General features: G+C 68.5%; 28 protein-coding genes and 1 riboswitch. Of the genes, 13 read left to right on the forward strand and 15 right to left on the reverse strand.

The window, feature by feature from the left end:
- Nucleotides 1-83, forward strand: a riboswitch (ZMP/ZTP riboswitch).
- A 27-nt stretch (nt 84-110) separates the two neighbouring features.
- On the forward strand, nt 111-1559 hold the full coding sequence (locus E0H45_RS42105) for a glycine hydroxymethyltransferase (RefSeq protein ID WP_131348452.1): 1449 nt from the start codon (nt 111-113) through the stop codon (nt 1557-1559).
- A 54-nt stretch (nt 1560-1613) separates the two neighbouring features.
- On the opposite strand, the gene E0H45_RS42110 is transcribed toward E0H45_RS42105, so the two are convergent.
- Nucleotides 1614-3167, reverse strand: a complete 1554-nt coding sequence (locus tag E0H45_RS42110; RefSeq protein WP_131348454.1) for a DHA2 family efflux MFS transporter permease subunit — start codon at nt 3165-3167, stop codon at nt 1614-1616.
- A gap of 62 nt (nt 3168-3229) precedes the next feature.
- Here E0H45_RS42110 and E0H45_RS42115 point away from each other — a divergent pair, with 62 nt between their 5' ends.
- Nucleotides 3230-3706 (forward strand): GbsR/MarR family transcriptional regulator, encoded by a 477-nt coding sequence (locus tag E0H45_RS42115; protein WP_131348456.1) that lies wholly within the window; start codon nt 3230-3232, stop codon nt 3704-3706.
- 253 nt (nt 3707-3959) lie between these two features.
- Nucleotides 3960-4241 (forward strand): hypothetical protein, encoded by a 282-nt coding sequence (locus tag E0H45_RS42120; protein WP_131348458.1) that lies wholly within the window; start codon nt 3960-3962, stop codon nt 4239-4241.
- A gap of 61 nt (nt 4242-4302) precedes the next feature.
- Here E0H45_RS42120 and E0H45_RS42125 read toward each other — a convergent pair whose 3' ends face one another.
- Nucleotides 4303-4713, reverse strand: coding sequence for an HNH endonuclease signature motif containing protein (locus tag E0H45_RS42125; protein ID WP_131348459.1), 411 nt, complete (start codon nt 4711-4713; stop codon nt 4303-4305).
- Nucleotides 4714-4860: 147 nt separating this feature from the next.
- Between E0H45_RS42125 and E0H45_RS42135 the strand changes: the two genes are divergently transcribed.
- The 3 genes from E0H45_RS42135 to E0H45_RS42145 all read left to right on the forward strand — a co-directional run bounded on the left by E0H45_RS42135 (nt 4861) and on the right by E0H45_RS42145 (nt 6538).
- The gene (locus E0H45_RS42135; RefSeq protein ID WP_165546801.1) at nt 4861-5430 is read left to right on the forward strand and encodes a hypothetical protein; all 570 of its coding nucleotides are present in this window, start codon (nt 4861-4863) and stop codon (nt 5428-5430) included.
- A 68-nt stretch (nt 5431-5498) separates the two neighbouring features.
- A complete protein-coding gene (locus E0H45_RS42140) occupies nt 5499-5864 on the forward strand; it encodes a hypothetical protein (protein ID WP_131348463.1) in 366 nt (121 codons plus the stop codon).
- A gap of 98 nt (nt 5865-5962) precedes the next feature.
- Nucleotides 5963-6538 (forward strand): hypothetical protein, encoded by a 576-nt coding sequence (locus E0H45_RS42145; protein WP_131348465.1) that lies wholly within the window; start codon nt 5963-5965, stop codon nt 6536-6538.
- A 79-nt stretch (nt 6539-6617) separates the two neighbouring features.
- Here the strand turns inward: E0H45_RS42145 and E0H45_RS42150 are convergent, their stop codons facing one another.
- The 8 genes from E0H45_RS42150 to E0H45_RS42185 form a co-directional block, all read right to left on the reverse strand.
- The gene (locus E0H45_RS42150; RefSeq protein ID WP_131348467.1) at nt 6618-7478 is read right to left on the reverse strand and encodes a hypothetical protein; all 861 of its coding nucleotides are present in this window, start codon (nt 7476-7478) and stop codon (nt 6618-6620) included.
- A gap of 74 nt (nt 7479-7552) precedes the next feature.
- On the reverse strand, nt 7553-7810 hold the full coding sequence (locus tag E0H45_RS42155) for a hypothetical protein (protein WP_131348469.1): 258 nt from the start codon (nt 7808-7810) through the stop codon (nt 7553-7555).
- 9 nt (nt 7811-7819) lie between these two features.
- A complete protein-coding gene (locus E0H45_RS42160) occupies nt 7820-8476 on the reverse strand; it encodes a hypothetical protein (protein WP_131348471.1) in 657 nt (218 codons plus the stop codon).
- A gap of 175 nt (nt 8477-8651) precedes the next feature.
- On the reverse strand, nt 8652-8849 hold the full coding sequence (locus E0H45_RS42165) for a hypothetical protein (protein WP_131348472.1): 198 nt from the start codon (nt 8847-8849) through the stop codon (nt 8652-8654).
- On the reverse strand, nt 8849-9130 hold the full coding sequence (locus E0H45_RS42170; RefSeq protein WP_131348473.1) for a hypothetical protein: 282 nt from the start codon (nt 9128-9130) through the stop codon (nt 8849-8851). The genes E0H45_RS42165 and E0H45_RS42170 overlap by 1 nt, the downstream gene beginning before the upstream one ends.
- Nucleotides 9131-9330: 200 nt before the next feature.
- Nucleotides 9331-9729, reverse strand: a complete 399-nt coding sequence (locus E0H45_RS42175) for a hypothetical protein (RefSeq protein ID WP_131348474.1) — start codon at nt 9727-9729, stop codon at nt 9331-9333.
- Nucleotides 9730-9945: 216 nt separating this feature from the next.
- The gene (locus E0H45_RS42180) at nt 9946-10614 is read right to left on the reverse strand and encodes a hypothetical protein (RefSeq protein WP_131348475.1); all 669 of its coding nucleotides are present in this window, start codon (nt 10612-10614) and stop codon (nt 9946-9948) included.
- Nucleotides 10611-10829: a ribbon-helix-helix domain-containing protein gene (locus tag E0H45_RS42185; RefSeq protein WP_131348476.1), complete on the reverse strand. Its 219-nt coding sequence runs from the start codon at nt 10827-10829 to the stop codon at nt 10611-10613. Before E0H45_RS42185 ends, E0H45_RS42180 begins: the two co-directional genes overlap by 4 nt.
- 232 nt (nt 10830-11061) lie before the next feature.
- On the opposite strand from E0H45_RS42185, the gene E0H45_RS42190 reads away from it, so the two are divergent.
- The 4 genes from E0H45_RS42190 (at nt 11062) to E0H45_RS42205 (ending at nt 14179) form a co-directional block, all read left to right on the forward strand.
- Nucleotides 11062-11250, forward strand: coding sequence for a hypothetical protein (locus tag E0H45_RS42190; protein WP_131348477.1), 189 nt, complete (start codon nt 11062-11064; stop codon nt 11248-11250).
- Nucleotides 11250-11615: a hypothetical protein gene (locus E0H45_RS42195; protein WP_131348478.1), complete on the forward strand. Its 366-nt coding sequence runs from the start codon at nt 11250-11252 to the stop codon at nt 11613-11615. The genes E0H45_RS42190 and E0H45_RS42195 overlap by 1 nt, the downstream gene beginning before the upstream one ends.
- Nucleotides 11612-11962, forward strand: a complete 351-nt coding sequence (locus E0H45_RS42200; RefSeq protein ID WP_131348479.1) for a hypothetical protein — start codon at nt 11612-11614, stop codon at nt 11960-11962. Before E0H45_RS42195 ends, E0H45_RS42200 begins: the two co-directional genes overlap by 4 nt.
- 165 nt (nt 11963-12127) lie before the next feature.
- Entirely contained in the window at nt 12128-14179 is a 2052-nt protein-coding gene (locus E0H45_RS42205; RefSeq protein ID WP_131348480.1) for a bifunctional DNA primase/polymerase, read from the forward strand.
- A gap of 1587 nt (nt 14180-15766) precedes the next feature.
- Here E0H45_RS42205 and E0H45_RS42210 read toward each other — a convergent pair.
- From E0H45_RS42210 to E0H45_RS42230, 5 genes are all read right to left on the reverse strand, one after another.
- Nucleotides 15767-16963, reverse strand: coding sequence for an amidase (locus tag E0H45_RS42210; RefSeq protein WP_131348481.1), 1197 nt, complete (start codon nt 16961-16963; stop codon nt 15767-15769).
- Entirely contained in the window at nt 16960-17562 is a 603-nt protein-coding gene (locus E0H45_RS42215) for a hypothetical protein (RefSeq protein ID WP_131348482.1), read from the reverse strand. Before E0H45_RS42215 ends, E0H45_RS42210 begins: the two co-directional genes overlap by 4 nt.
- A gap of 15 nt (nt 17563-17577) precedes the next feature.
- Nucleotides 17578-19317 carry a glycoside hydrolase family 9 protein gene (locus E0H45_RS42220; RefSeq protein WP_238155719.1) on the reverse strand — a complete coding sequence of 580 codons (1740 nt, stop codon included), beginning with the start codon at nt 19315-19317 and terminating at the stop codon, nt 17578-17580.
- Between the two features lie 153 nt (nt 19318-19470).
- Nucleotides 19471-20664, reverse strand: a complete 1194-nt coding sequence (locus tag E0H45_RS42225; RefSeq protein WP_131348484.1) for an MFS transporter — start codon at nt 20662-20664, stop codon at nt 19471-19473.
- Complete coding sequence (locus E0H45_RS42230) at nt 20661-21230, reverse strand: ArsR/SmtB family transcription factor (RefSeq protein ID WP_131348485.1); 570 nt, start codon at nt 21228-21230, stop codon at nt 20661-20663. Before E0H45_RS42230 ends, E0H45_RS42225 begins: the two co-directional genes overlap by 4 nt.
- Nucleotides 21231-21641: 411 nt before the next feature.
- On the opposite strand from E0H45_RS42230, the gene E0H45_RS42235 reads away from it, so the two are divergent.
- The 3 genes from E0H45_RS42235 to E0H45_RS42245 form a co-directional block, all read left to right on the forward strand.
- Nucleotides 21642-23330: a nitrite/sulfite reductase gene (locus E0H45_RS42235; RefSeq protein WP_131348486.1), complete on the forward strand. Its 1689-nt coding sequence runs from the start codon at nt 21642-21644 to the stop codon at nt 23328-23330.
- A 219-nt stretch (nt 23331-23549) separates the two neighbouring features.
- A complete protein-coding gene (locus tag E0H45_RS42240) occupies nt 23550-24236 on the forward strand; it encodes a phosphoadenylyl-sulfate reductase (RefSeq protein WP_130386074.1) in 687 nt (228 codons plus the stop codon).
- On the forward strand, nt 24233-24550 hold a 318-nt coding region (locus E0H45_RS42245; RefSeq protein ID WP_238155720.1), incomplete at its 3' end, for a phosphoadenosine phosphosulfate reductase domain-containing protein. The genes E0H45_RS42240 and E0H45_RS42245, both read left to right, overlap by 4 nt.

The following is a 24550-nucleotide window of genomic DNA, read 5'->3' on the forward strand; positions in this document are numbered from 1 at the left end:
TGAGCGCGTCGCGACTGGCGCGCTGAAGGTGGAGAACCACCGGGGAGCGAAACCCGTCGGCACCGTGCGCCTGGGTGCCTTCGACCACTGCAACCGCAGGAGAGACAACGATGACTCAGTCCTTCGATGCTGCCGCCGCGTCGGCTGCGTACAACAACGCGCTGCAGGTGATCGCCGCGGTGGAACCCACCATCGCCGGCGCGATCAAGGCCGAACTCGCCGACCAGCGGTCCTCGCTGAAGCTGATCGCGAGCGAGAACTACGCCTCCCCCGCCACCCTGCTCACGATGGGCAACTGGCTGTCGGACAAGTACGCCGAGGGCACCATCGGGCACCGCTTCTACGCCGGCTGCCAGAACGTCGACACCGTCGAGCAGACCGCCGCCGACCACGCCCGTGAGCTGTTCGGCGCCCCGCACGCCTACGTCCAGCCGCACTCCGGCATCGACGCGAACCTGGTCGCGTTCTGGGCGATCCTGGCGCAGCGGATCGAGTCCCCGGCGCTGGCCGAGGCGGGCGCCAAGCACGTCAACGACCTGTCCGACGAGGACTGGACCAAGCTCCGCAAGGCGCTCGGCGACCAGAAGATGCTCGGCATGTCGCTGGATGCCGGCGGTCACCTGACGCACGGTTTCCGGCCGAACATCTCCGGCAAGATGTTCAACCAGCACTCCTACGGCACCGACCCGGAGACCGGGCTGCTCGACTACGACAAGGTCGCCGCGACCGCGCGCGAGTTCAAACCGCTGATCCTGATCGCCGGCTACTCGGCGTACCCGCGCAAGGTGAACTTCGCCAAGATGCGCGAGATCGCCGACGAGGTCGGCGCGACCCTGATGGTCGACATGGCGCACTTCGCCGGCCTGGTCGCGGGCAAGGTCTTCACCGGCGACTTCGACCCGGTCCCGCACGCGCACGTCACCACGACCACGACCCACAAGTCGCTGCGCGGCCCGCGCGGCGGCATGGTGCTCTGCCAGCCGGAGTACGCCGACGCGGTCGACCGCGGTTGCCCGATGGTCCTCGGCGGTCCGCTCAGCCAGACGATGGCCGCGAAGGCGGTCGCGCTGGCCGAGGCGCGGCAGCCGTCGTTCAAGGACTACGCGCAGTCCGTCGCCGACAACGCGGTCACGCTGGCCGAGGGCCTCATGAAGCGTGGCGTGAAGCTGGTGACGGACGGCACCGAGAACCACTTGGTGCTGCTCGACGTCTCGTCGTACGGCATCACCGGCCGGCAGGCCGAGTCGGCGCTGCTCGACGCGGGCATCGTCACCAACCGGAACGCCGTACCGCGGGACCCGAACGGCGCCTGGTACACCTCCGGTGTCCGGATCGGTACGCCGGCGCTCACCACGCGCGGCTTCGGCGGCGACGAGTTCGACCGGGTCGCCGAGCTGATCGTCGACGTCCTGTCCGCGACGACGCCGACGACCACCGCCGCGGGCGCTCCGTCCAAGGCGAAGTACGTGCTGGCCGACGGTGTCGCCGACAAGACCAAGGCCGCCTCGGCCGAGATGCTCGACAAGTTCCCGCTGTACCCGGGCCTCGAGCTCAGCTGACACACGTCACAGCGCCCGCTCCTCGCTTCGGGGAGCGGGCGCTGTGCTGTCTGGTCAGGCGTCCGGCTTGACACCCATCAGAGCGTCCTGCGAGGGCTTCTCGGCCCTCGCCGGCATCAGGACCGCGGCGAGAATCGCGCCGGCGACCGCGATACCGGCCGAGACCCACATCGTGGTGTTGAGGCTGTTGATGAAGGCGTCCCGGACGTTCTCCAGGAGCGCCGGCGAACCAGCCTTCTCGGCGACTGCGAGTCCGCCGGCCAGGCTCTTCTCCACCGCATCGGCCGCCTGCGCGGGCAACCCGGCGGTGTCGACGTTGTTCCGGTAGACCGAGTTCAGCACAGTGCCGAGTACGGCGACGCCGACCGTGCCACCAACCTGCCGGAACGCCTGCAACAGGCCCGATCCGGTCCCGGCCCGCTCCGGGTCGAGCACGCCGAGCGCCGCGTTCATTGCCTGCGGCATCGAGCACCCGAGGCCGAACCCGACGACCGCGAACCAGGTCGCGGTGTACCCGTACCCGGTCCCGAGGTCGGTGAAGGCACCGAGCACGAACCCGCCCGCCATCACCACGAACCCGGCCATCACCACGAGCCGCGTACCGGCCTTCGCCTCCACCGGCTCGGCCAGCTTCGCGCCGACCGTCATACCGCCGATGAACGGCAGCAGCTTGAGGCCGGTGTGCAGCGCGTCCGAGCCGTTGATGCCCTGGAAGTACTGCGGCATCGTGAACAGCAAACCGAAGATCGCGAACACCGACACCGTCAGCAGTACGGCGCCACCGGTGAACACCCGCTCGCTGAACAGCCGCAGCTCGATCAACGGTTCGCTGTTGCGCCGCTGCCACACCAGGAACCCGGCGATCAGTACGACGGCGAGCCCGAGGAACACGATCGTCCCGGTGTCGCCCCAGGACGCCTCCCCCGCCTTGGTCACGCCGTACACGAGGGCCGCGAGGCCGGCGCTCGACAGGATCATGCCGAGCCAGTCGATCGCCGGGCGGTTCGCGCTCCGGCTCTCCGGGACGAGCAGCGTGACCGCTACCGCTGCCAGGAACGCGATCGGGATGTTGATCACGAAGATCCACTGCCAGCCGGCATGGTCGAGCAGCAGGCCGCCGACGATCGGGCCGAGCGGCATACCGATGCTGTTGGCAACGACGAAGAACCCGATCGCCTTCTTCCGCTCCTCCGCGGTGCGGAACAGCACGGTGATCAGCGAGAGCGCGACCGGGACGATCATCGCCGCGCCGATCCCGAGGAACGCGCGGGCGGCGATCAGCTGACCGGCCGAGTCCGCGAGTGCGCAGGCCAGCGACGCGAGGCCGAACAGAGTGAGCGCTATCGCGATGATCTTGCGCCGCCCGTACCGGTCGCCGAGCAGACCGGCCGGCAGCAGCAGTGCGGCGAGCACCAGGTTGTAGCTGTTCGCCATCCACTGCAGCTGGCTGGTGGACGCTTCCAGGTCCTTGGCCAGCGTCGGCAGCGCGACGTTGAGCACGGTGGTGTCCAGACCGAGCACGAGGACGGCGAGACACAGTGCGATGAGCACACCGAAGCGGCGGGCGCCGGTCAGCGTCTGCCCTGCGGTATCGATGGTCGAGGTCATGAATTCAAAATATCAGAAGTCTGTGATAGTTGCGATAGATAGAATTATTGTAAGCTTCAACCATGGGTGAGGAACCGAGCCGGGAGGCCGTCAGCCAGTTCGTGGAGCGATTCGCGGGGGTGCTGGCGAACAGCGGCGTGCCGACGATGTCGGCCCGGGTGATGGGCGCGATGCTGGTCAGCCCGACCGGGACGATGACGGCGTCCGAGCTCGCCGAGTCGCTGCAGATCAGTCAGCCGGCCGTTTCCGGCGCCGTACGCCAGCTGCTCCAGGTCTCGTTCATCTCCCGCGAGCGGCTGCCGGGCTCGCGCAAGGACCACTACCGGATCCGCGAGGACGTCTTCGCCGCGATCCTGGAGCGCCGCAACCTGGCGCTCAGCGAGTGGGAGTCGACCAGCCGCTCCGGTGCTGCCCTCTTCGACGCCGACTCCCCCGTCGCGCGCCGGCTGACCGAGGCAGCGGACTTCTTCGCCTTCATCCACACCGACATGGAACAGATGATCAAGAACTGGCGCGCGGAACACCCGCCGACGTCCTGACCAGGTCAAACGTCAGCGGGCCGCGCCGTCCGGGCGTCCGAACGGAACGGAAGCGGAACGAGCGGGCGGGTCCAGGCCGGCCGGAACCGCGCCGACCGGGTCCGATGTGCAGCCTGCCTGCGCATACCTGTCTTCCGGAGCCCGAAAACCGGGGCCTGACCTGCGCAAACGCAGACGCGACAAAATAGAAACGTGGCTGTGGACCCTGGGCCGTGAGCGGCGATCGTCGCCGCCACGGAAGGAGCAAACGCACATGACTGCGTTTCAGATCACGACCTCCCATACCACCGCCGACGCGGGTACGTTCTGGGTCCGGCGGAATATCTACGAGGAGGACCGCATCCAGAACCTGCTGCCGTACGCCGCCGAGGTCACCGTCAAGCTGGATGCGCTCGACCATCGCGTGGTCGACCTACGGCAGCTGAGCGCCGAGCTCGACGAGTCCACCCAGAGGGGCGTGATCGTCCGGGTCACCACGGCGGCCGGCGGCAGGCTGGCGCAGGTCACGGTGATCGACGCCCTAGCAGCGGCGTAACCCGAATCAGAAAGGCCCCCGGACTCCGGTCCGGGGGCTCATTGCGTTCCGGGTCCGGAGACTAAGGTCGGCGCCGCGCGTCCTTCAAGATGGTCAGCGCGTCCTCTATCGACCAGCCTGCATCGAGCCTGTGCACGATCGTGCCTGTCGCGAGACCCGTCCGCTTCGCCCACTCGGTCAGCGTCAGGGTCTCACCGGCGTACGTGAGCGGCGACCATCGGGCGAGTCCCGGCGTGCCTAGCCCACGCTTGTGGATCCTGCTGTGACAGCTCTGGCAGAGCCACCGGACGTCCAGGGCGTGAGCGCCGTACCCGTTCGGGTGGTGCGCGTCGAGTCGCTTTCCGTTCTCCCCCGTGGACTTGCCGCAGATCTCGCAGGCGTCCGGCCGGACGAGCAGGCCCTCCCGGAGCGCCCGTCTCATGAACAGGTCCTTCCAGGCCCGCAGCGACGGGTTGGCGTTGGTGGTGGTCACGTGACTCAGCGTAACGACCGGCCGTCACAATGCGTCACGAACCCGATGCCCTGAGCGCTGTCATTACCACCACTTTCGAACGATATTGGTCTCAGGTGATCACGCAGCGTCACCACCGGCAACACTCCAGACGCAAGGAGCACGCAGATGACTACCACCGCAACCGCACCGGCCCCGGCGAAGAAGACGACCGCCGCGAAGGCCCCCGCCAAGAAGCCCGCTGCCAAGGCCCCGGCCCAGAAGCCCGAGCAGCAGGCGGCGCCGGCCAAGACCGCGCCGGCCAAGCAGGCCACCACCCCGAAGCCGGAGCCGAAGGCGCAGCCGAACCCGGAGCTGGCCGCCCGCTTGACGGCCGCCCGCACCGCCGGGTTCACCTGCCGAAGCCTCGCCGCCCTGGCGCAGCCGACCATCCCCCTGGAGCCCGGCACCGACACGTGGAGGCTGGCTGGCGCGGTCGACCGGTACTCGCGCGGTGGCCGGGTCCAGCCGGACGACGTCACCCCCCTGGTCGCGGTGCTCGACCGGATCGAGCGCAACGAGATCAAGCCGCCGGAGCGCGCGGTCCGCAAGCCCGCGTCGAGCAACAAGGCCCAGGCCGTGCACGCCCTGGAAGCCGCGCTGGCCGCGAAGGCCGCCGCCGACATGAAGCGGCTCGTTGCCGAGGCCCTGCAGCTGCTGGGCGCGACGCAGGCCGCCGAGCACGTCACCAGCAAGTAATCCGCAGCGGCCCCGGCAGGTGTCTCAAGCACCGGCCGGGGCCTCGATCGCCTTCCGAGGAGGCAACCGTGAACGACACCGTAGTACCCAACCCCGATCGCCAGATCTGGTACTGCATCTCGATCAGCTGGGGTGGGAGTCCGCAGGACGAGCTGATCGTCACCCGTGACGCCCGGCTCACCATGCGACGCACCGTCGACTACCTCGCGCGGACGGGGGACTTCGGCGGCGAGTGGGTCCGGCAGCACCGACCGCCAGACGCTGCCACCGCCCCCATCGCGGACGTCGAGGAGTGGCTCGAAGAGTTCCGCGAGAACACCGACCGGCCCGTCCTGGAGTGGCACCGGATCCCCGCCCCGGAGGCCGACGAGATCGCGGACCTACCGGGCGTCATCGAGCTGCCGGACAGCCGCCCGTACGACGACCGGGACTGATCGGCCGCGACCGTAGGCGCAAGCAGCAACGCGTGAGGCCCCGAACCGTTCGGGTTCGGGGCCTTCCCATCCCAGGAAGAACGAGGAGAGTGACAACCATGAGGTTCGCGATCGCAATCACCGCCGCGGTGCTGCTACTGGCAGGCTGCGGCGGCAGCAAGGAGCCGGGCGGGAGTCCACCAGTCGCAGTGGCCCCCACGACGGTGACCGTGACACCAACACCGATACAGACACCGACGCCGTCCGCGACGGCAAGCACTCCGGCCACGCTGACCCGCGAGCAGGCAGGCAAGCTGTACCTGGCGATCACCAAGCCGGTCAACGCCGTCTTCGAGAAGCCGGAGTGCCGGGACAATGAGGAGGTCTTCCTCTCGGGGGGCACCTGGCCGAGCGACCACCCAGATCGCGTAGTCCGAGCGTGCTACAAGCGGATGCTACCCCTCGCCGAGAGGTGGCTCGTGCTCCTGCAGACGACGCCGTGGCCGGCCGACGCCAAGGGCGACGTGGCTGACCTGATCTCGCTGGAGCAGGCGCGCCTGCACTGCGTGAAGCAGGGGACTCGTGCCACCACCTACGACGCCATGGCCGAGATCTACTCCAACTGCTTCCCCCAGGACGACGGCTCGGCCGACCGGGTGCGCGCACGGTTCGGGCTGCCGATCAGAACACCGTAAGCACAGAAGGGAAACGAGCGACCCCGGCTTCGGCCGGGGTCGCTGTGCGTGCGGAGACCGCCTTGCGTGGCACGCCCCTTCATCCGTGAGCGGCGGGCCTCTCCTCGTCGTTAACCAGTTCGGCGTCGTGCACGTCGTCGGCGTCGTTGTCCGCCGGGACGATCTCCGGCTCCGGCTCCGGTACCTCGCAGCCGGTCACGGTGTTGTAGACGTTGACGATGACCTTGGACTCCTCGTGCTGGGTCAGCTGAGGCAGCGAGACGCTGATGCCGAGCGCGGCGTCGATCGCCGTCAGCAGCGTCACGATCGCGATCACCTTGGGTTCGGACAGCCGCTTCCACAGGCTGGGCCTGGTGACGATCGTCCCGACGAACTTATTGACTTCGTCCCTCACCGGCTCGGCGCCGGCCATGTCGGTCTCGTGTAGCGCCACCTGGATGTCGAACAGGTGGCGACGGACGAACGCGCGCAGTTCCTCGTCCAGGTCCTCGGCGTTCTCGAACTCCTCGGCGAGGCGGGCGGCGTCATCCCGCAGTCCGCTCAGCACCTGGTCCTCGATGACCGGCTCCGGGCTGCGGCGGTGCAGCAGCGACGAGCACAGCTCCAGCGAGTGAGTTCCTGCGGAAGTGAGGCCGCCGCAGAACTGCTCCATGGTGGCGATTCCGGCGATCTGCGTAAACCGAAGCAGGATGGACTCGACCCCATCAAGGTTGCGGAGGCGCAGCTCGGGTTCGTCGTCGGTCAGCGCGCCGACCTTCGTGCGGACGTCGTGCGCCATGTCGAGCATGCGCACTCCGTGCCGCAGGACCAGCCGAGGTTCGGCGTCAGCGAGGCCGAAGACGTCAGCCCAGCCCCGGTAGGACGGGGTGGCGCCGGGCACCGCCTGCGCTAACTGCAGGAGACGGAGCAGTCGTCCGGCGGGGTTGTCGAGGTATTCCACTCCGCTCAGGTTACTCGTGCTGTCACTTATCCGAGATGTCTAGGGGTCCATGCGCCCGACGGGCTCATCTCCGCTCAGGAGGTCGGGCCCTCGCGCTGCGCCCGGTTCTCCTCCAGCCGAGCAGCTAGGTCCACCAGCGGACGCAGCGCTGCCCTCACGGCAGTATCGAGGTCGTACGCCGACGAGAGGTCACCACCGCCCATGCCGCGCATATACCCGACCTGCCAACCCTGGCCATCCGGCGTGAAGGTCACCCCGATGCCGTGCTGTTCGCCAAGGACAAGCAGGTCCGCGATCGCGTCCAGCGTCTCCTGCGTCGGTCGGTCCGTCATCGCCGCTCCTTATGATCCGCCGAAACCCAGCCAGTACAGGATCGCACCCGCGACGATCGTGCCGCCGATCGTGACGATCAGCGGGTGCGTGGTCACTACGCTCCACGCGCGCTTCCACCAGGGGCGCGGCTGAGCGGGCGCGACGGCTGCCGCTTGCGTGGTTGCAACTGGTGCCAGGGCGCCCTTTCGAGCGGCCCGCACTTCGTCGGCGAGCACCGTCGCCAGTCCGATGGCCTCGGCATCGACCGGACCTTCCGCGCGGATGAAGAGCGACTTCGGCGTCGTCCGGGATGCATTGAGGTTGACGGCGAACACGAGGACACTGCGCGAGTGGGCGTGGCGCCACGCCGCATACTCGGCATCGCTAGGAATCGTCCCCGCTGCCTCATGCTCTTTCCACAGGATGCGGTCGCTGCTGTCTTCATCCGCCGTGATCCGCACCCCGATCAGGGCGTGACGCGGGTTGAGTTCCGCTCGGGCCTCGGTGACGGTGTCCGCGTCGAACTGGCCGCCCGAGTCATCCACATGGACGGTCCGGCGGAAGCGCCCGACGCCCCAGGTCGGCAAGCGCTCATCGAGCGCCCTCTCGAGCTGCTCGAACAGAGGCCAGACGTCCTCCCCCTGCCGGAGCTCGATCCGTTGGTCGTGGCGGTGCGTCCTAGCCACGGTGTGTCCTCCCCGCCATCTTGTTGGGGACACAAGAGTACGGGTCGGTACCGACGCGAACACAATTCGCCGTGCCGTGCCCGGAGGTGGCCATCTCCGGCGTCGGGATCCCCGGTGCGGACGATCCGGACGCGGAACGGTCCGTCTGGCGATCCTCGGGCGGACTCCCGAGCGCTCAGCGAGAGTACGGCGGTTTCACCCGGACGCCGGCGCGGCGCTGGGCCCGCTCACGTTCGACGAGGCCGAGCTTCGAGTAGCAGCTCAAGCAGACGTGAACGCCGTCGCACCGGCAGGGCGGCTCGGGCGCGTCTGCCTGGCGCTCGCGCTGCTGCTGCTTCGCCCAGCCTCTGCGCGCCGTGGCACCACTGGCCATCAGGTCACCTCCTCGTCGAGCATTGGCAAGGTGCGCCAGTCGCAATCGCCACCGCCGACGTAGTTCAGCGAGCCGCAGCCGGAGTCGGAGTCGACCAGGCGGCCCGTGCGTGACGGCCGCGGCTCCGGGACGAGCATCTCGTAGCGCCGCAGCAGCTCCAGTTCGCCGCTCTTGACGGGCTGCTCGAAGTCTGGCTGGTGCCGGGAGCAGAAGGTCGAGTTCGCCTTCGCTCGCCGCTGGCACCGCGTACCGGCGCGCGTCGTGTCCGCACACTGCGGCACCTGATCATCATCGGCCGGCATCGGTGCCCCCGGCAACGTCCTCAACATCCCAGGGAAACGGGTTGCCGGGGCAGCGACCCGTCTTGATGTCCTGCCAGGTCAGGTCATCTCGCCCGCAGTGAACGCATTTGTGTTGATAGAGCCGGTGGACGAGTCGCGGCCTCGCACTCCACGCGACGAGGCCATCTCTCCTCGGCACGTCAGTCGCCTTCCACCTCGGAGTCAGCCGGGAGCAGCCCGGCCTGGCGGAGCAGTCTGACGACACTCTCGGCCACGTCACGGGGAATCACCTGAAGCACCTGCTCCAGTGGCTTGTCCTGCATCATCGGCTGCGGCCACCAGCTCTCCAGGAGCTTCCAGCAGGCTGCCATCGCGACGAAAACCCGGAGGTCGGCATCCAGGACCGTGCGCTGACGGAGGACGCCGGCCTCTTCGAGCCGGGCAAGCGCTGCAGCTGCGGCAGCGTTGGCGACGGCGAGCTTCTCCTCGCGGGTGGTATCGAGCAGCAAGCGCCGCTGCTCCTCGGAGACGAAGCCGAGCGCCTGGTCGCGCTGAACCACGTCGGCCAGACGCCGCACAAGTTCTGAGCGGTCAGTCATGACTCACCTCCTTGAAAGACGCCGCGCAGCACGTTCACCCCTGAACTAGACAACGCGGCGCCGGCTTGTTGGTCGGGGACGCCGGGACCGGTGGGTGGCCTGTGAGGAGGTACCCCACCGGGTGAGTGCCCGGCGTCCCCTGGGCCCGAGGCGGCGTAGGGTTCGCGGCAGCAAAGCGGTAAAGCTCCCGCACCCTCGCGACCGCCGCGGGGGTTCTCATCGCCAGCTCGCCTGCTGCGGCGACATCTTGGCGTAGATCCGACGCGCGCTTCTCACGCGCGAGGCGTGGACCCGGACGTTGAGCGTGTTCATGATCGTCCGGAGCTCGGCTTGCGACTTTCCGGCCAGGGCAGCGGCGGTCACGGCGGACGAAGCGGCCGGCGCGCGCTGGGTCCGTCGCTGTCGCTGCTTCAGGCGAGCGGTGTCCGCCCGCTTCGCTTCGGCGGCGAGCTTCATCTCGCAGTCCGAGCAGGCGGGACCGAGCAACGCCTCGAAGGCGCGTCGCACCGGGGTCCGCTCACCCGGCTGCCTGGCACCGACCCGCAGGTGTGGCGTCGGTCGGTCACCGCGGCGCGCGGTCGCCCAGCTCCAGCACCAGCGGCAGACGCCGTCCGCGTCCTTGATCCGGGCCGTGGCCTCCAGGGCGTCCGGCCCGAACAGTTTGAGCGCGTCCGGGTTGAACCGCGCGGTGTGCGCCATCCGGTCCGCGGCGCTGGCCGCGATGTTCGGCATGAGGTAGTCCTTGCCCTGGAGGCGCAGATCCATGCCGGCGCGAATCGGGTCGAGGTCGAGCAGGGCAGCGTGCGCCAGCGCCTCGGGCTCGCGGCCTCGCTCGCGCAGGGCGCGTGCGCGGCCGGCCGTCTGGCCACCTGTCAGGTCGGTCATCGCGTCTCTCCGTTCTTCATCGCCCGCAGCGCCGACTCGGCGTGCAGCCGGATGATGCTGCCGAACACCGCCTGCTTGTTCGTGATCGCGGCGACGACGCACCAGGTCAGCACGTCGGAGCGGGTCTTCGCCCCCAGCTCGGTGCCGAGCGCGTCGAGCTGGCGGAGCAGCTCGTGATCCAGCTGCACCGAGACGACCGTGCCGTTCCGTGTCACCTCGCGCGCCTCCAGATCGTGTCACCGTTAAACTGTGTTTACCGCTTACGGACGACCGTACGGCGCGAGGAGCTCGTTGGACAGATTCCCTTGTTGGCAAGGAAAAACTCGCACTAATTCTTCGCTGGCGTTTCGGTGAGCGGCTGCGTATCGTGGCTCTCACAAGACGAAATGACCGAGACGCACCTCGCGGTGCTCTCGGTCTTTTTGCGTTCAGAGGGAGAGGTGCCAGATGCGTCAGGATCACGAAGCCCAGGTGGCGCGTACGGCGATCATGCGCGCGAGGAAGTTCGGAGATGTCGCGGCTGAGCGGACCGCCCGGCGTGAGCTGCTCCGCGCCAAGGCAGAGGCCAAGATGCGCGAAGCTGGTGCCCTGCTGGCACAGGCCGACGCGCTCGGTGCAAGCCCGGAGGACAACTGATGACCGACTACCTGGAGTCGAGGATCCGTCGGGCCGCGGCCGGCCACCTGGCGGATGAACTGACCGAGCTGCGCCGGACCGCCGAGCTGGCGCGACCCCGCCCGGGCTGCGTTACCGGCTCGTACCGAGAGCCGCACGGCGAGTGGTTCTGGACCGACGTCAGCTTCACGGCCGACGCCCTGGAGCTCCGGGAGCGCAGCTTCCGCCTCGTGAACCCTGTGCTCAGGTCGATGCTGCGCGGGGCGGGCACGCTGCCGCACCCGCCGCGCGTCGAGCGCGTGCGCGGCTCGCTCGTCGTCCCGCTGCGGCGGATCGAGCGGCTGTCGTATGTGGATGACTGCCAAGACAGAGAGGAAGCAGCATGACCGGACGACCGAAGCCGGGACTGACGTTCGAGCGTCACGTCGAGATCGGCAAGCGCCTGCTCGAAATTCGCCTGGAGCTCATGGACCTACTCATCGAGACCAGCGGTGCCTATCCGCGAACGTCGGCGTTCGCGCGCAAGCTCAAGCAGGCGCTCGACCGAGTGGACGCGGCACGCAGCGCGGGCGACAGTGCCTGCTGTGACGACGAGCCGCGCAAGTTCTGCACGCACGTCTACTACGGTCACGATCTCTACTACCCCCGCAACGACTTCGACCGACGGTGGTCTGGATCGACCGAACTGCCGCACCAGTGTGGAACGTCGTACCGGGAGCCGGTCCGGACTTAGGGGCCAAACGCAACGACACGACGGAGGGACGAGGACGACCGCTAACGCAGGAAGGCCTCCCGACGACAGGGAGGCCTTCCAACCGAAAGGAAAACGCGACATGCGAGATCGACTCTACCGCGCGGCATCACCGAGTAGCCACGTCGAGCACCGGGGTGAGCCGCGATGACAGACTTCAAGCTGCTCTGCGACGAGGTCAGCCGCCTGCCGCTTCCCGAGGCTGCCGTGTACTACGCCGAGCGGTTCGGTTGGTACATCTTCCGGCTCGCGCCGGGTACCAACGTGACGATGGCGGGCAGCCACGGTCACCTCGACGCGACGCGCGACCTGGATCAGATCCGCGAGTGGTGGACTGAGGAGCCGAACGCGAACGTCGGCGTGAACCTCAAGCTGTCGGGGCTGTACGTCCCGGACGTTGACCCGCGCAACGACGGCGCGTTCATCGAGGAGTGGCCAACCTTCCGCGACGACGGCCACGAGCTTCCGGTCACGCTGACACAGGTGACGCCCGGCGATGGAGCGCACTACTTCTTCAGCTCAGCGGCACTGAACGGCTCCAAGCTCCGGGCGACCATCGGTACGGGGATCGACGTCAAGTACAACGGCTACGTCGCGCTGGCGCCGTCGTGTCGTCCGGACGGTTGCTACGAGTGGACCCAACGGGTCGCGCCGGCCAGTTCGCCGGTCGTCGACGGACTGGTCGTGAAGACCGTTGCTTTCAGCAACGACGCCGGTAGTGCGACCGGCGGTGACCCGTTCCCGTGGGCCGAGCTGAAGGCGACGGACTCGATCCATTGGGGCTCGATGACCTGGGGCAGCACCGACTTTCTCGGACAGGATGACCTGCTCCAGCGAGCGGCGGCGTCGCTGCGTGCGCGCCAACAGACCGACAGCCTCGCGCTGCCGATCCTGTACCACGACCTGATCGACAAGTTCGAGACCGAGCCAGGTAGGCGCGAGTGGACGCACGAGGACGCCGACAACAAGTGGAACTGGGCGAAGGAGCACTACCCGAACGGTCCCGCACCACTGGGTGCCGGAGCGCAGGCAGTAGTCGACGGCGTCGCTAGCCGGGTCGCTGCCGACGACCGCAACCCGCTCGGGTTCACGCCGCTCGGGAAGATCGAGCGCAAGTCCCCGACCTGGCTGGTCCGGGCGTTCCTGCTCACCGACGCCTTCGGCGTGATCGGCGGTCCGGAGAAGGCGCTGAAGTCGTACATCGTCATCGCGGTCGTCCTCGCCGTCGCCAGCGGGACGCCGCTGTTCTGCGACGAACGCTTCACGGTGTCGCAGCGGGGCAAGGTCCTCGTGCTCACCGGCGAGGGTGACAAGCAGCAGTTCCTCGACCGGCTGGAGCACCTGTGCCAGCTCTGCGACGTCGACTTCGATGAGCTGCTGGCGAACGACTGGGTCGAGGTCACAGACACGATCGCGACGACGGCCTCGGAGGTCTTCCGCGAGGGGCTTCGGCGACGCATCGAGGACGTCGATCCCGTCCTCGTCGCCGTCGACCCGGCGTACGTGTACGTCAGTCCGCCCGACGGGGCGGCGGGCAACGTGTTCACCATGGGGTCGCTGCTCGCCGACCTTCGCACGCAGTGCCGGGGCCGCGCGGGGCTCGTCGCGCACCACATGACGAAGGCGGGCGCCGACTCCCTGTCGCTGTCGGCGCTCACGCAGGCGGGCTTCCGCGAGGTGGTCGACCACTGGCTGCTGGTCGCGCACGCCGAGGACCCGGACCTGGTCACGCAGTCCTTCCGGCTGCGGGTCAAGTGCGGCGCGCGCCGCGGCCTCGGCTGGGACGCCACGTTCGAGATCACGCTCGGCCCGCTCGACCTCGACACGCTGCGGCACGGGGGGAAGCCTGGGTGGCGGGTCCTGCGCGGCGCCGAGCAGGCAGCCACGCAGAGCGCCGAGGGCAGCCCGGCATACTGGCGGAACTTCGTCTACCAGGAGATCCGGGACGCGCCGTTCGAGCTCACGCAGAAGGACCTGACGGCCGGCGACCACGCCGGTCTGCGCCGGACCGCGCTGGCGTGGCTGAAGAGCGAGGGCCTGGTCCGCACCGAGAAGCGGCCGGGACCGAACGGCGAGCGCCGCGCGGACCGGTACGGCCCGCTGCTCGACCTCGATCTCAGCATCGGTGAGCTGTTACTAAGTAACGGGTCCGCGTTCGTTGCGGGCGTCAACGAACCAAACCCGGCAACGGGGATCTGAGGGGGTTCGTTGATGACGGCAACGAAGCCCGCAACGAAGGGTCCGTCAGCGGGCCCGAAGTGCCCTCTGACGACGGGCTTTGCCTTCGTTGACGCCATCAACGAGTCATCAACGAAGGGCCAAAACGGCGACGACGAAGCCCGCCAGGGCTTCGTCGTTGATGGCCGTACCCCTAAGGGGCGTAAACGAACAACGAAGGGTCCTTCGGGCCTCAAAGCTCGATGTGCGCCCGTAACCCCAAGGAAGGAACCCTTGCGATGACAAGGCAACTAATTCCGCCGCCGATGCGATGCACGGCGACCAGTAAGAGCACGGGGTTGCAGTGCCGCAAGCCCGCCAAGCCCGGTACAGCGGTCTGCCCGATGCACGGCGCGGGCGCGTCGCAGGTCGTGGCGAAGGCGGAGCAGCGCAGCCTGCTGGCCGTGCTGCTGGCGAACGACCCGCGCGCGGTCGGCGAGGTGCTGCTCGATCACCTGCACACGATGGACAGCGTCGCCCGCGCGGCGCGGCTCCAGCTGGCCGAGGGCGAACCCGTCACGCCCGAGCAGCTCGACAACCTGGTGACGACGGCGCAGACCGCACATCGTGCGGCGAAGCTGGTGCTCGACGCCGGGGTCGCCGAACACGTCGCGTCGTCGTACCGGCTCGACGTCGAGCAGCAGGGCAACCTGATGGCCGACGCGCTCACCGCCGCGCTGGCCGGCCTCGATCCGGACCTGGTGACCGCGATCGTCGAGCGCGTCCACTGCTACCTGAGCGAAGAACCCCTGCCCGAGTTACCTGCTGCGCGAGAGATCCCCGACGCCGAGATCGTCATCGACGGCTCGGAAGCGGACATCGCCGCGGCTGTCGCCCGTACGGCGTCATCTCCGGCCGCGGCCGGCCAGGACGTACGAACGGACGCGGCCACCCAGGAGGACGCGTCAGATCCTGGCTCAGTCCCGACAGCGGATACGGAGACGCCGGCCAACGATGACGCCGAACCATCACCGGTCACCGAGCCGGTCGTCGTTCCGCTGAAGCGCCCGTACAACCCCGGGTCGTACATGCGCGGCGCGAACCCTTGGGGAAGGGGAGGATCGGTGCGAGTGGGAGACGCGCATCATGCGCCGGCGGATCAGTACCGGGCGTGGAACGTGCTGAAGCACGAGGACGAAGGGGCGTTCTACAGCGAGTTCTTCACCGACGGGGATGCGCGCGGTTATCCCGGCGGTGAGACGAATCCCGGCTTCCGGCTGGGGCGGATCATGTTCGACGTCAGTTGGCGGGAGAAGGCGTCGCTGGCAGGTGAGCTCCACGTACTCCGTCGCAGCCGGTTCCTCCGCGCGAAGGAGCTGGTCAAGTTCTTCCGCACGGAGCTCAAGGAAGCCTTCCGGCCGCCCGCATCCTCCCCGGTGCAAGCCCAGTCGGCTCAAACCCCCGCACGCCAGGACGTCTACACCGGGCCAGTTGTCGCCGCGATCGCCGACTTCACCAAACCGGAGGCCTTGCGCTCCCCCACCGCTCGCGGCGGAACCACGCCGGATCGCAAACGCGCCTCTGCCATCGACATCGCAAACACCGTCGCCAAGGCGCTGCCGCCGGCCGTCAGCCGAGGGGCAGCGACGGCCAACGGACAGGCGGTGGGGGAAGGTCGGTCAGGACTTGGCGAGCCACCGCCAGAGCAACCTCGTCCGCCCCATGCGGCGCAACAATCTGCGCACCCACCGGTAGCCCGTCCATCAGTCCCGCCGGAACGCTCACCGCGGGATGCCCAGTCACGTTGAACACCCAGCACGTGTCGCCGGTGACGATGCTCTGCTCGTGCTGGTCGTAGCCGTGGGCAACAGTCAGCGTGGTCGGCGTCACCAGTGCATCGACCTCGGCGAACAGATCAGCCAGCGCTGTGTTGTTGAGGTCCCGCACCTCCCGTGCACGGTTGGCTGCCGCCGCCTCCGCACCACGCCCGTTGTCCAGCCCCGACAACACCGGCCAAGCCTCGTCCGTCGGCCCTAGCTCCAGCGGTACGTCGACCACGTCGACACCGCACTCGGCCAGCCGCTCCCGCACCACCCGATCGACACCCGGGTCCGCAGCCCACCGCCCCAACGTCGAGAAATACGCAACCCGCCACGGCCCGATCCACGCAGGCTCGGTTGGTACTGGCCAGTGGGGTAGGGCTGTGGGGTCTAGGCGGTGGGGCCCGCTGGCAATGCTGGTGGCGAGGATGACGTCGTCGAGGTCCGCGCCAATCACGCCAGCCGTTGTCAGCCCGCCGAGTGCGCGTCCGCCGGGCCGCGGCACACGACCGCACGTGCCCTTGAAGCCGACGATCCCGCAGAACGCCGCCGGGATCCGCAACGATCCACCACTGTCACCACCGGTCGCCAGCGGTACGACGCCCGCCGCGACCGCCGCCGCCCCGCCCGCGGTCGAGCCGCCGGGTGACCGCTCCAGATCCCACGGATTGCGCGTGTACTCCCGCCCGTTCCACCCGAACGTCAGCGAGATCGCACCCGGCCGCGCCCGCGTCGCCCACCCGATCGGGATGGCGCCGGCCGCGATCAACCGGGTCAGGATCGGCGACTCCGGCGGCGTACGCGCCTTGATCAGGAACGGCACACCGGCCAACGGCCCGCTCGGATTCACCCGCTCGGCGGCACGGCGTGCACCGTCGGCGTCGAGTTCGTCCAGGAAATGCAGCACCGGATCGAGGTCCCGGGCCGCCTGGAGAGCGCTCTCTACGATCTCCAGCGCGGACACCGCCCCCGACCGCACCTGCTCAGCAACCGCCCGAGCGGTCATTCGGCGACGAGGGTGTAGGCGAAGGCGAGGCGGCGGTCCAGCCACGCTGCTTTGATCTTGATCGATTTGGTTGCCTCGGACAACATGACGACGTCGTCGCCGGCCCGCCACTCCAGCACGCGCTCCTTGGTCGGCTGATCGCCGCCCTCGGCGCCGAAGCTCGTGAGCGCGTCGAGCATCCCGGTGAAGAGCCGCCCGGCGGCCTTCTCGGCGAGCTGTTTCGCGTCGCCGCTCAACCACTCGGTCCGCCCGATCACCTCAACCTGGCCGGGCTGCTCGATGCGCCAGTTCGGGCGGAGCAACGGCCGACCAGACGGGATCCGCGTGATGGTCCCGACCGTCGCCGCGGAGTCGTCGCGGACGCTCCAGGAGTTCTCCCCCGACGGGACGACCGCGCAGAGCAGTTGCGTCAGCTCGGCGTCGACGTACAACGAGTGTTCCGGACCGACGTACGCGCAGGCCGCGAGCACCCGGTCGAACTTGCCGCCCTGTGGGACCCGGATCGCCTTCGGGCCCCACCCGATCTTCTTCCGCTTCGGGGTGGCCGGCAGTTCGACCGAGCCGACAGTGAATTCGCGGACGTTCTCCCAGCCGGACACCCGCGCGAGTTTACGTCAGCGGGTCAGCGCGTACACGGCGATCGCCGCGAAGTCGTCGGCCGGTTCCGAGGCCTGCCACGAGCGCACGTCGTCGACGTACCGCGAGCCGTGGCCGGTGAACTCGGCGTACCGATCGACACCGTCGGCCGGGCACGGGTTCATCCCGTCGAGGTGATCCCCGAGCCCTTCGTCGAACAACTCGGCGGAGTTCGGTCCGTTGACGACGGCGCCGGTGAGCTCGCGGCCGGTGATGTTCGCGATCTGGTGGTGCGGGCAGCGTTCCGAGTTCCGGCCGACGCCGACCATGAACGAGACGCCCCACGCGTTTGCCCCGAAGTTCCAGTCGAGCTGCTGCTGCCCGAAGGCGTCGTACCTCCGGTCGCCGGTCACCTTCCGGTACAGCCGCGCGGTCGCGGCCAGCCCGAAGGCATGCGGTACGGCGTCGAAGTTGTCGTACTGCGCTCCCGCCCGGAACGGATCCGCCGCGGCCCGCGACGCCCCGATCTCCAACTGCGCCCGCAGATCGCCGACCAGCTGGGAACCCAACGGCCGGTCCGTCCGCGCCGCCCGGATCAGATCCGCATGGGCCAACGCGCTCACGTCGTACAGGTTGAGCGTGTCGCCGCCGGCCTCATGCTCGATGTACTGCGAGGCCCAGTACGACGCCTGCTTCAGCCAGGACCCGCCCCGCTGGTCGCCCAATCGCCGAGCGGCCAGAGCGAGTTCCGTCGCACCCAGCTCGAGGTCGTCGCGCCACGCCGTCTCCGGATAGAACGCGAACGGCAGCGAGGTCACCAGTTGGCCGACGTTCGTCGTTTGAGCCTGCGCGTAGATCTGCGCAGCCGTCTCGAGATGCCGGCGGGCCGACGCGCGGTCCGGCTCGACCTGGGCGGCGAGTGCGAACGCCGCCGCTGTACGACCGGCCAGGTTCGGGCTGATCGGCTTGCCCGGCGCCGCGGCCCGGAACACCGGGCGGTTCCGCAGGAAGCGTTCGGACGGATCGGTCAGGGTGTCGTCGACGCCCGGCAGCCTCCAGATGTCGTGGTCGCCGATGAACGTCTCCTCGGCGTTGCCGGCCCCGACACCGACCTGGATGTAGAGCGTCCGGGTCCGCTCGTCCCACATCTTGTCCAGCCAGTCGAGTCCGTGCCGCGCCTCCGCCAGCACCTTGCGGTCCGGCCGACGAGCATCCCGGGCCGATGCCCACAGCAACGATTCCGAGTACGCCGCGATGTGCGTGAACTTGAGGTAGTCGCCGGCGTCGTACCACCCACCGGTGACGTCGACCGGCCCGCCGAGCTGCTGCAACTCGCCGACGGTCTGGTCGGTGTCGGGGTCCACGAACTCGGGGATTTCGTAGACGAGCGCCTTCGCGTCATTGCGGTGCGCGGTGTCGCGCTGAGCCGTGAAGAAGTTGATGGCCTTGTCCTTGGCGCCGGTCAGGAGCCGATCCGAAGACGCCCGTACGTCGAAGGTCGCCGGGGCCACGCCAGGTACCTCGAGACGGTAGCTACCCGGGATCTTGAGCGCGGACAGATCCAGCTGATACACGTGCCGGTACGTCGCGTTCCATTCCCCCGCGTCGTCGCCGACCCGCCCGCTCAGCACCCGCCTGCCGTGCCGGTCCACCACCTGATAGCGCACACCCGCCGCGACGTCGTGCGTCATCACGTACGCCGCCTTGCTGTCGAAGGCGCCGTACCCGAGCTGACTCACCCGAATCGCCCCGCTCGCCACACCATCCGCTGCACTCACCGGACCCACCAGACCCACGACCAGACCCGCTGCCAGAACCACCGCTCCGACCCGACGCCAGGACCTCACGATTGTCTCCCTCCGACCAATCGTTAGGAAAGTTTCCTAATACTCGGACGGACGGTAGCGCACCGGACTCCCGGAGTACAGACCTCAGCGATCGACCCTGACCGCCGCCCACAGCACGAGCGCCGCGAAACCGACGGCGACCAGCACGCAGGCGATCGGGATGCTCGACAAGCTGATCAGCGCGCCGAATCCGACCATCGCGAGCGGCATCATCGCCTCGTCGGACAGGTTCACGATGCTGAAGCTGCGGCCCAGGTACGTCGGGTCCACGCTCTGCTGGAACGCTGCGGACAGCTGCGCCGACGCGAGCCCCGCCGTACAGCCGATCATCGCCATCGCGACGAAGACACCGAGCTTCGGCATCAGCCCGATCATCGCGCAACCGGCCGCCTGGACGACCAGCGCCAGCAGGCCGGCGCGCGCCAGGTTGGCCGGCTTCCACCGCATCGCGACGAGCGCTCCCACCGCGGCCGCGACCCCGGAGCATGCCTCGAGCCAGCCGTACCAGGCCGAGCCCCATCCGGCGGAGTGGGTGCGTTGCACCAGGCCGACGGCGAGGATCGGGCCGACGCACAGGTTCAGCCCGGAGAACGCGATGACCAACGTCCGCGCCCGGGCATCCCGCTTGAGGTAGGCGAACCCGTCGCGGAGGTCGGCGCGGATGGAGTGGCCAGTGGAGACCGGCTGCGGGAGCCGCGGCTTCACGAGGAACGCCAGCGCCACCGCGATCACCACGTACGACGCCGCGTCGACGATCATCACGGTGATCAGGCCGCCGTGTGCGACGAGCAGGCCGCCGAGCGGAGCGCCCGCGAAGACCGCGAGCCGATGCGCCAACTGGGTCCCCGCCGACAGCTTCACCAGGTCTTCCGAGCGGACCATCCGCCGCGGCAACGTTCCGGACGCCGGCGTGTAGAGCGCATCGACCGCCCCGAATACTGCCGCGACCGTCGCTAGCAGTGCTAGCGAAAGTCCCCAGATGGCCACGGCCGTCGCACCGACCACGAGTACGACGATCCGCGCGAAGTTGGCGAGGATCATCGTCCGGCGGCCGTCGAAACGGTCGGCGAGCGCCCCGCCGTACAGCAGGATGAGCGCCTTCGGCAGCGCGCCGATCCCCATCACCAGACCCGCACCGGCCGGGCTCGTGACCTGTGCGGCACTCCACGCGAGGCCGACGTACCAAGCCATGTCGCCGGCCTGCGACACCGCGGCCGACGCGATCCATCCGTGCACCCGACGGTCTCTCCGGAGCGGCGGGAAGACCTCTGTCGTCATGGGCGTGCAGGGATGGCGTGTGCGAAGAAGAAGACCTTGTGCGCGTCATCACCTGACGCGGGGTGGTCGTAGTACTCGCGGACCAGGTCCTCGATCCGCTCGCTCAGCTCGGTGAGCTGGTCGGGCGTCAATGTGAGCCATCTCTCGGTGGCGTACGCCGCCCGCACCCAGGGCTCCTCGAACTCGTACCGCATGTCGAACCACTGGCGCACTTTGCCGACGTGATGCGCGAGGTTCGCGTCCTCGGCGGTGGCCGCGACGAGCTCGGCCGCCGGGTCGCCCTTCGCGTCCGCGATCGACCACGAGTACTCCGAGGTGTCGCCGAGCTTCCACCACCGCTCGCGGCGGTTCTTGGCCAGCTCCGGAGCTTCGACGATCACGCCCGCGGACGCGAGAACCTTCAGGTGATGGCTGACATTGCCGACAAGTTCTCCGGTGGACTCGGCCAGCCTGGAGGCGGTCGCGGGGCCGTCGATATGGATCAGGTCGAGCAGGCGGCGGCGCAGCGGGTGGTGCATCGCGGCGAGCACGGACGGCGTCACCGTCCGGCGGTTCGGAGGCGTCATGGAGAGCACCGTAGCTTCCACAAGAACTCTTGCACAAGAGTTCTTGTACGATGCGTTCGACGCTGGAATCAATCTCCACCAGACTGATAGAGATAGCCACATCGTGAGATCGGGTCTCAGGATGTAGGAATGGGAGTTGATTTGTCAGCGGTTCGCGCTGACGCTTGTGGACATGCTCGCTGCGTTCACCACCCACCTCGTAGGTCGGCTGCATGTCGACCTCGGGCGGATGCGCAGTGCCATCTGTTGTCCTTCGATGTTCTGACAGCCACCCTGCCAGGGCCAATGACGGCCCCCTGATCACCCCCGATCACCGCTGGGTGCGCACCGCGCGGAACGCATCGAACCGACGACGCTTCGATCCTGCCGCCCTCGGTGAGCACCTGTCACGAGGACAAGGACACGCCCCCGATGACTGCCGGCGTCACCTCCCCCGCCCGCAAACCGGCCCGCCCCCGTAAGGGCAAGGGCGAAGGTCAGTGGGCGCTCGGATACCGCGAGCCGCTGAACAAGAACGAAGAGAACAAGAAGAACGACGACGGCCTGAACGTCCGGGCGCGGATCGAGAACGTCTACGCGCACCGCGGCTTCGACTCGATCGACCCTGCCGACCTGCGCGGCCGCTTCCGCTGGTGGGGTCTGTACACCCAGCGCAAGCCCGGGATCGACGGCGGCAAGACCGCGACGCTCGAGCCGGAGGAGCTGGACGACCGCTACTTCATGCTGCGGGTCCGGATCGAGGGCGGCCAGCTGACCGCCGAGCAGCTGCGGGTGATCGCCGAGATCTCCACGACGTACGCGCGCGACACCGCGGACATCACCGACCGGCAGAACATCCAGCTGCACTGGATCCGGATCGAGGACGTGCCGACCATCTGGGAGCGGCTCGAGTCGGTCGGGCTCTACACGACCGAGGCGTGCGGCGACGTACCGCGGGTCGTGATCGCGAGCCCGGTCGCCGGTATCGCGGCGGACGAGATCATCGACCCGACGCCGGCCATCGACGAGATCGTCTCGAAGTACATCGGCTCGGACGAGTTCTCCAACCTGCCGCGGAAGTTCAAGACCGCACTCACCGGGCACCCGTCGCACGACGTCGTACCGGAGGTCAACGACATCGCGTTCGTCGGCGTCGTGCACCCCGAACACGGCCCGGGCTTCGACCTGTGGGTCGGCGGCGGCCTGTCGACGAACCCGATGCTCGCGCAGCGCCTGGGCACCTGGATCCCGCTGGACGAGGTCGCCGAAGCCTGGTGGGGGGTCACCAGCATCTTCCGCGACTACGGCTACCGCCGGCTGCGGACGCGGGCCCGGCTGAAGTTCCTGCTGGCGGACTGGGGCGTCGAGAAGTTCCGCGAGGTGCTGGAGGACAAGTACCTCAAGCGGAAGCTGATCGACGGCCCGGCCCCCGAGGTCCCCGCGATCCAGGGTGACCACGTCGGCGTCCACAAGCAGAACGACGGCAAGTACTTCGTCGGCGTCGCGCCGGTCGTCGGCCGGGTCTCCGGTACGTCGCTCGCGCAGGTCGCCGACGTGGTGGCGCGGCACGGGTCGGACCGGATCCGGACCACCGCGCAGCAGAAGCTGCTGGTGCTGGACGTCGAGGAGTCGCAGGTCGACTCGCTGGTCGCCGAACTCAACGCGCTCGGGTACCAGGCGAACCCGTCGGCGTGGCGCCGGAACACGATGGCCTGCACCGGGATCGAGTTCTGCAAGCTGGCGATCGTCGAGACCAAGGCGAAGGCGGCTCAGCTGATCAACGAGCTCGAGGAGCGGATCCCCGAACTCGACGTACCGATCACGGTGAACGTCAACGGCTGCCCGAACTCGTGCGCCCGCATCCAGGTCGCGGACATCGGCCTGAAGGGCCAGCTGGTACTGGATGCCGACGGCAAGCAGGTGCCGGGCTACCAGGTGCACCTCGGCGGCGGCCTCGGGCTGGACGCCGGCTTCGGCCGGAAGCTGCGCGGCCACAAGGTCACCGCGGACGGGCTCACCGACTACGTGGAGCGTGTCACCCAGAACTACCTGAAGGAGCGCAACGAGGGCGAGCGCTTCGCCCAGTGGGTCACTCGAGCGGACCAGGAGGCACTTACGTGAACGAGCGAAGCGAGTTCACCAAAGAGCACAGCAGTGCATCGCTCATCACCGCCGCAGCGAAGCGAGGACGGCGATGAGCGAGCGTGCGGCACCGATGTATTGCCCGTACTGCGGGGACGAGGATCTTCGTCCTTCTGAAGAGGGCCATGGCGCGTGGGAGTGCCGGCCGTGTGCACGGGTGTTCCAGCTGAAGATGATCGGGTTGCGGGTGACGGTGGAATGAGCACGGATCTGAAGACGATCGCCGAGGAGGCGAACGAACGTCTCGCCGACGCGTCGGCGGTGGAGGTGCTCGCGTGGGCGCGGGAGACCTTCGGTGACGAGCTGGTGGTGACCGCCTCGATGGCCGACGGTGCACTGCCCCATCTCGCGGCCGCCGCGGCGCCCGGGGTCGACGTACTGTTCCTCGACACCGGCTACCACTTCGCCGAGACGATCGGGACCCGGGACGCGGTGGCGGCGACTTTGCCGATCCACCTGATCAACGCGCTCCCGAAGCAAACGGTCGCCGAGCAGGACGCGGAGTACGGCGAGAAACTGCACGATCGTGACCCGAACAAGTGCTGCGCGATGCGCAAGGTCGAGCCGCTGAACCGGTACCTGTCCGGCTACAAGGCCTGGGTCACCGGCATCCGCCGCGAGGAGGCGCCGACCCGCGCCAACACGCCGGTCGTCGAGTACGACGAGAAGCGCGACATGGTGAAGCTCAACCCGATCGCGCCGTGGACGCAGGAGGACCTGGACAGCTACATCCAGGACAACGGCGTACTCGTGAACCTGCTGCAGTACGACGGCTACCCGTCGATCGGTTGCGAGCCGTGCACGCAGCAGGTCGCGCCCGGTGAGGACCCGCGCAGCGGCCGCTGGGCGGGCACCGGCAAGGTGGAATGCGGGTTGCACACATGAGCATCACAGTCACAGAGCTGGACGCTCTGGAAAGCGAATCGATCTTCGTGTTCCGTGAGGTGGCGGCGGAGTTCGAGCGGCCGGTGATCCTGTTTTCCGGTGGCAAGGATTCGATCGTGATGCTGCATCTGGCGCGGAAGGCGTTCTCGCCGGCTGGGGTGCCGTTCACGTTGCTGCACGTGGATACCGGCCACAACTTCCCCGAGGTCCTGGCTTATCGGGACGCGGTCGTGGAGCAGCTCGGGCTGAAGCTCGAGGTGGCCAAGGTCGAGGACTACATCGCCGACGGCCGGCTGCGCGAGCGCACCGACGGG

The organism is Kribbella soli (assembly GCF_004331345.1).
In the GTDB taxonomy this organism is placed as follows: Bacteria; Actinomycetota; Actinomycetes; order Propionibacteriales; family Kribbellaceae; genus Kribbella; species Kribbella soli.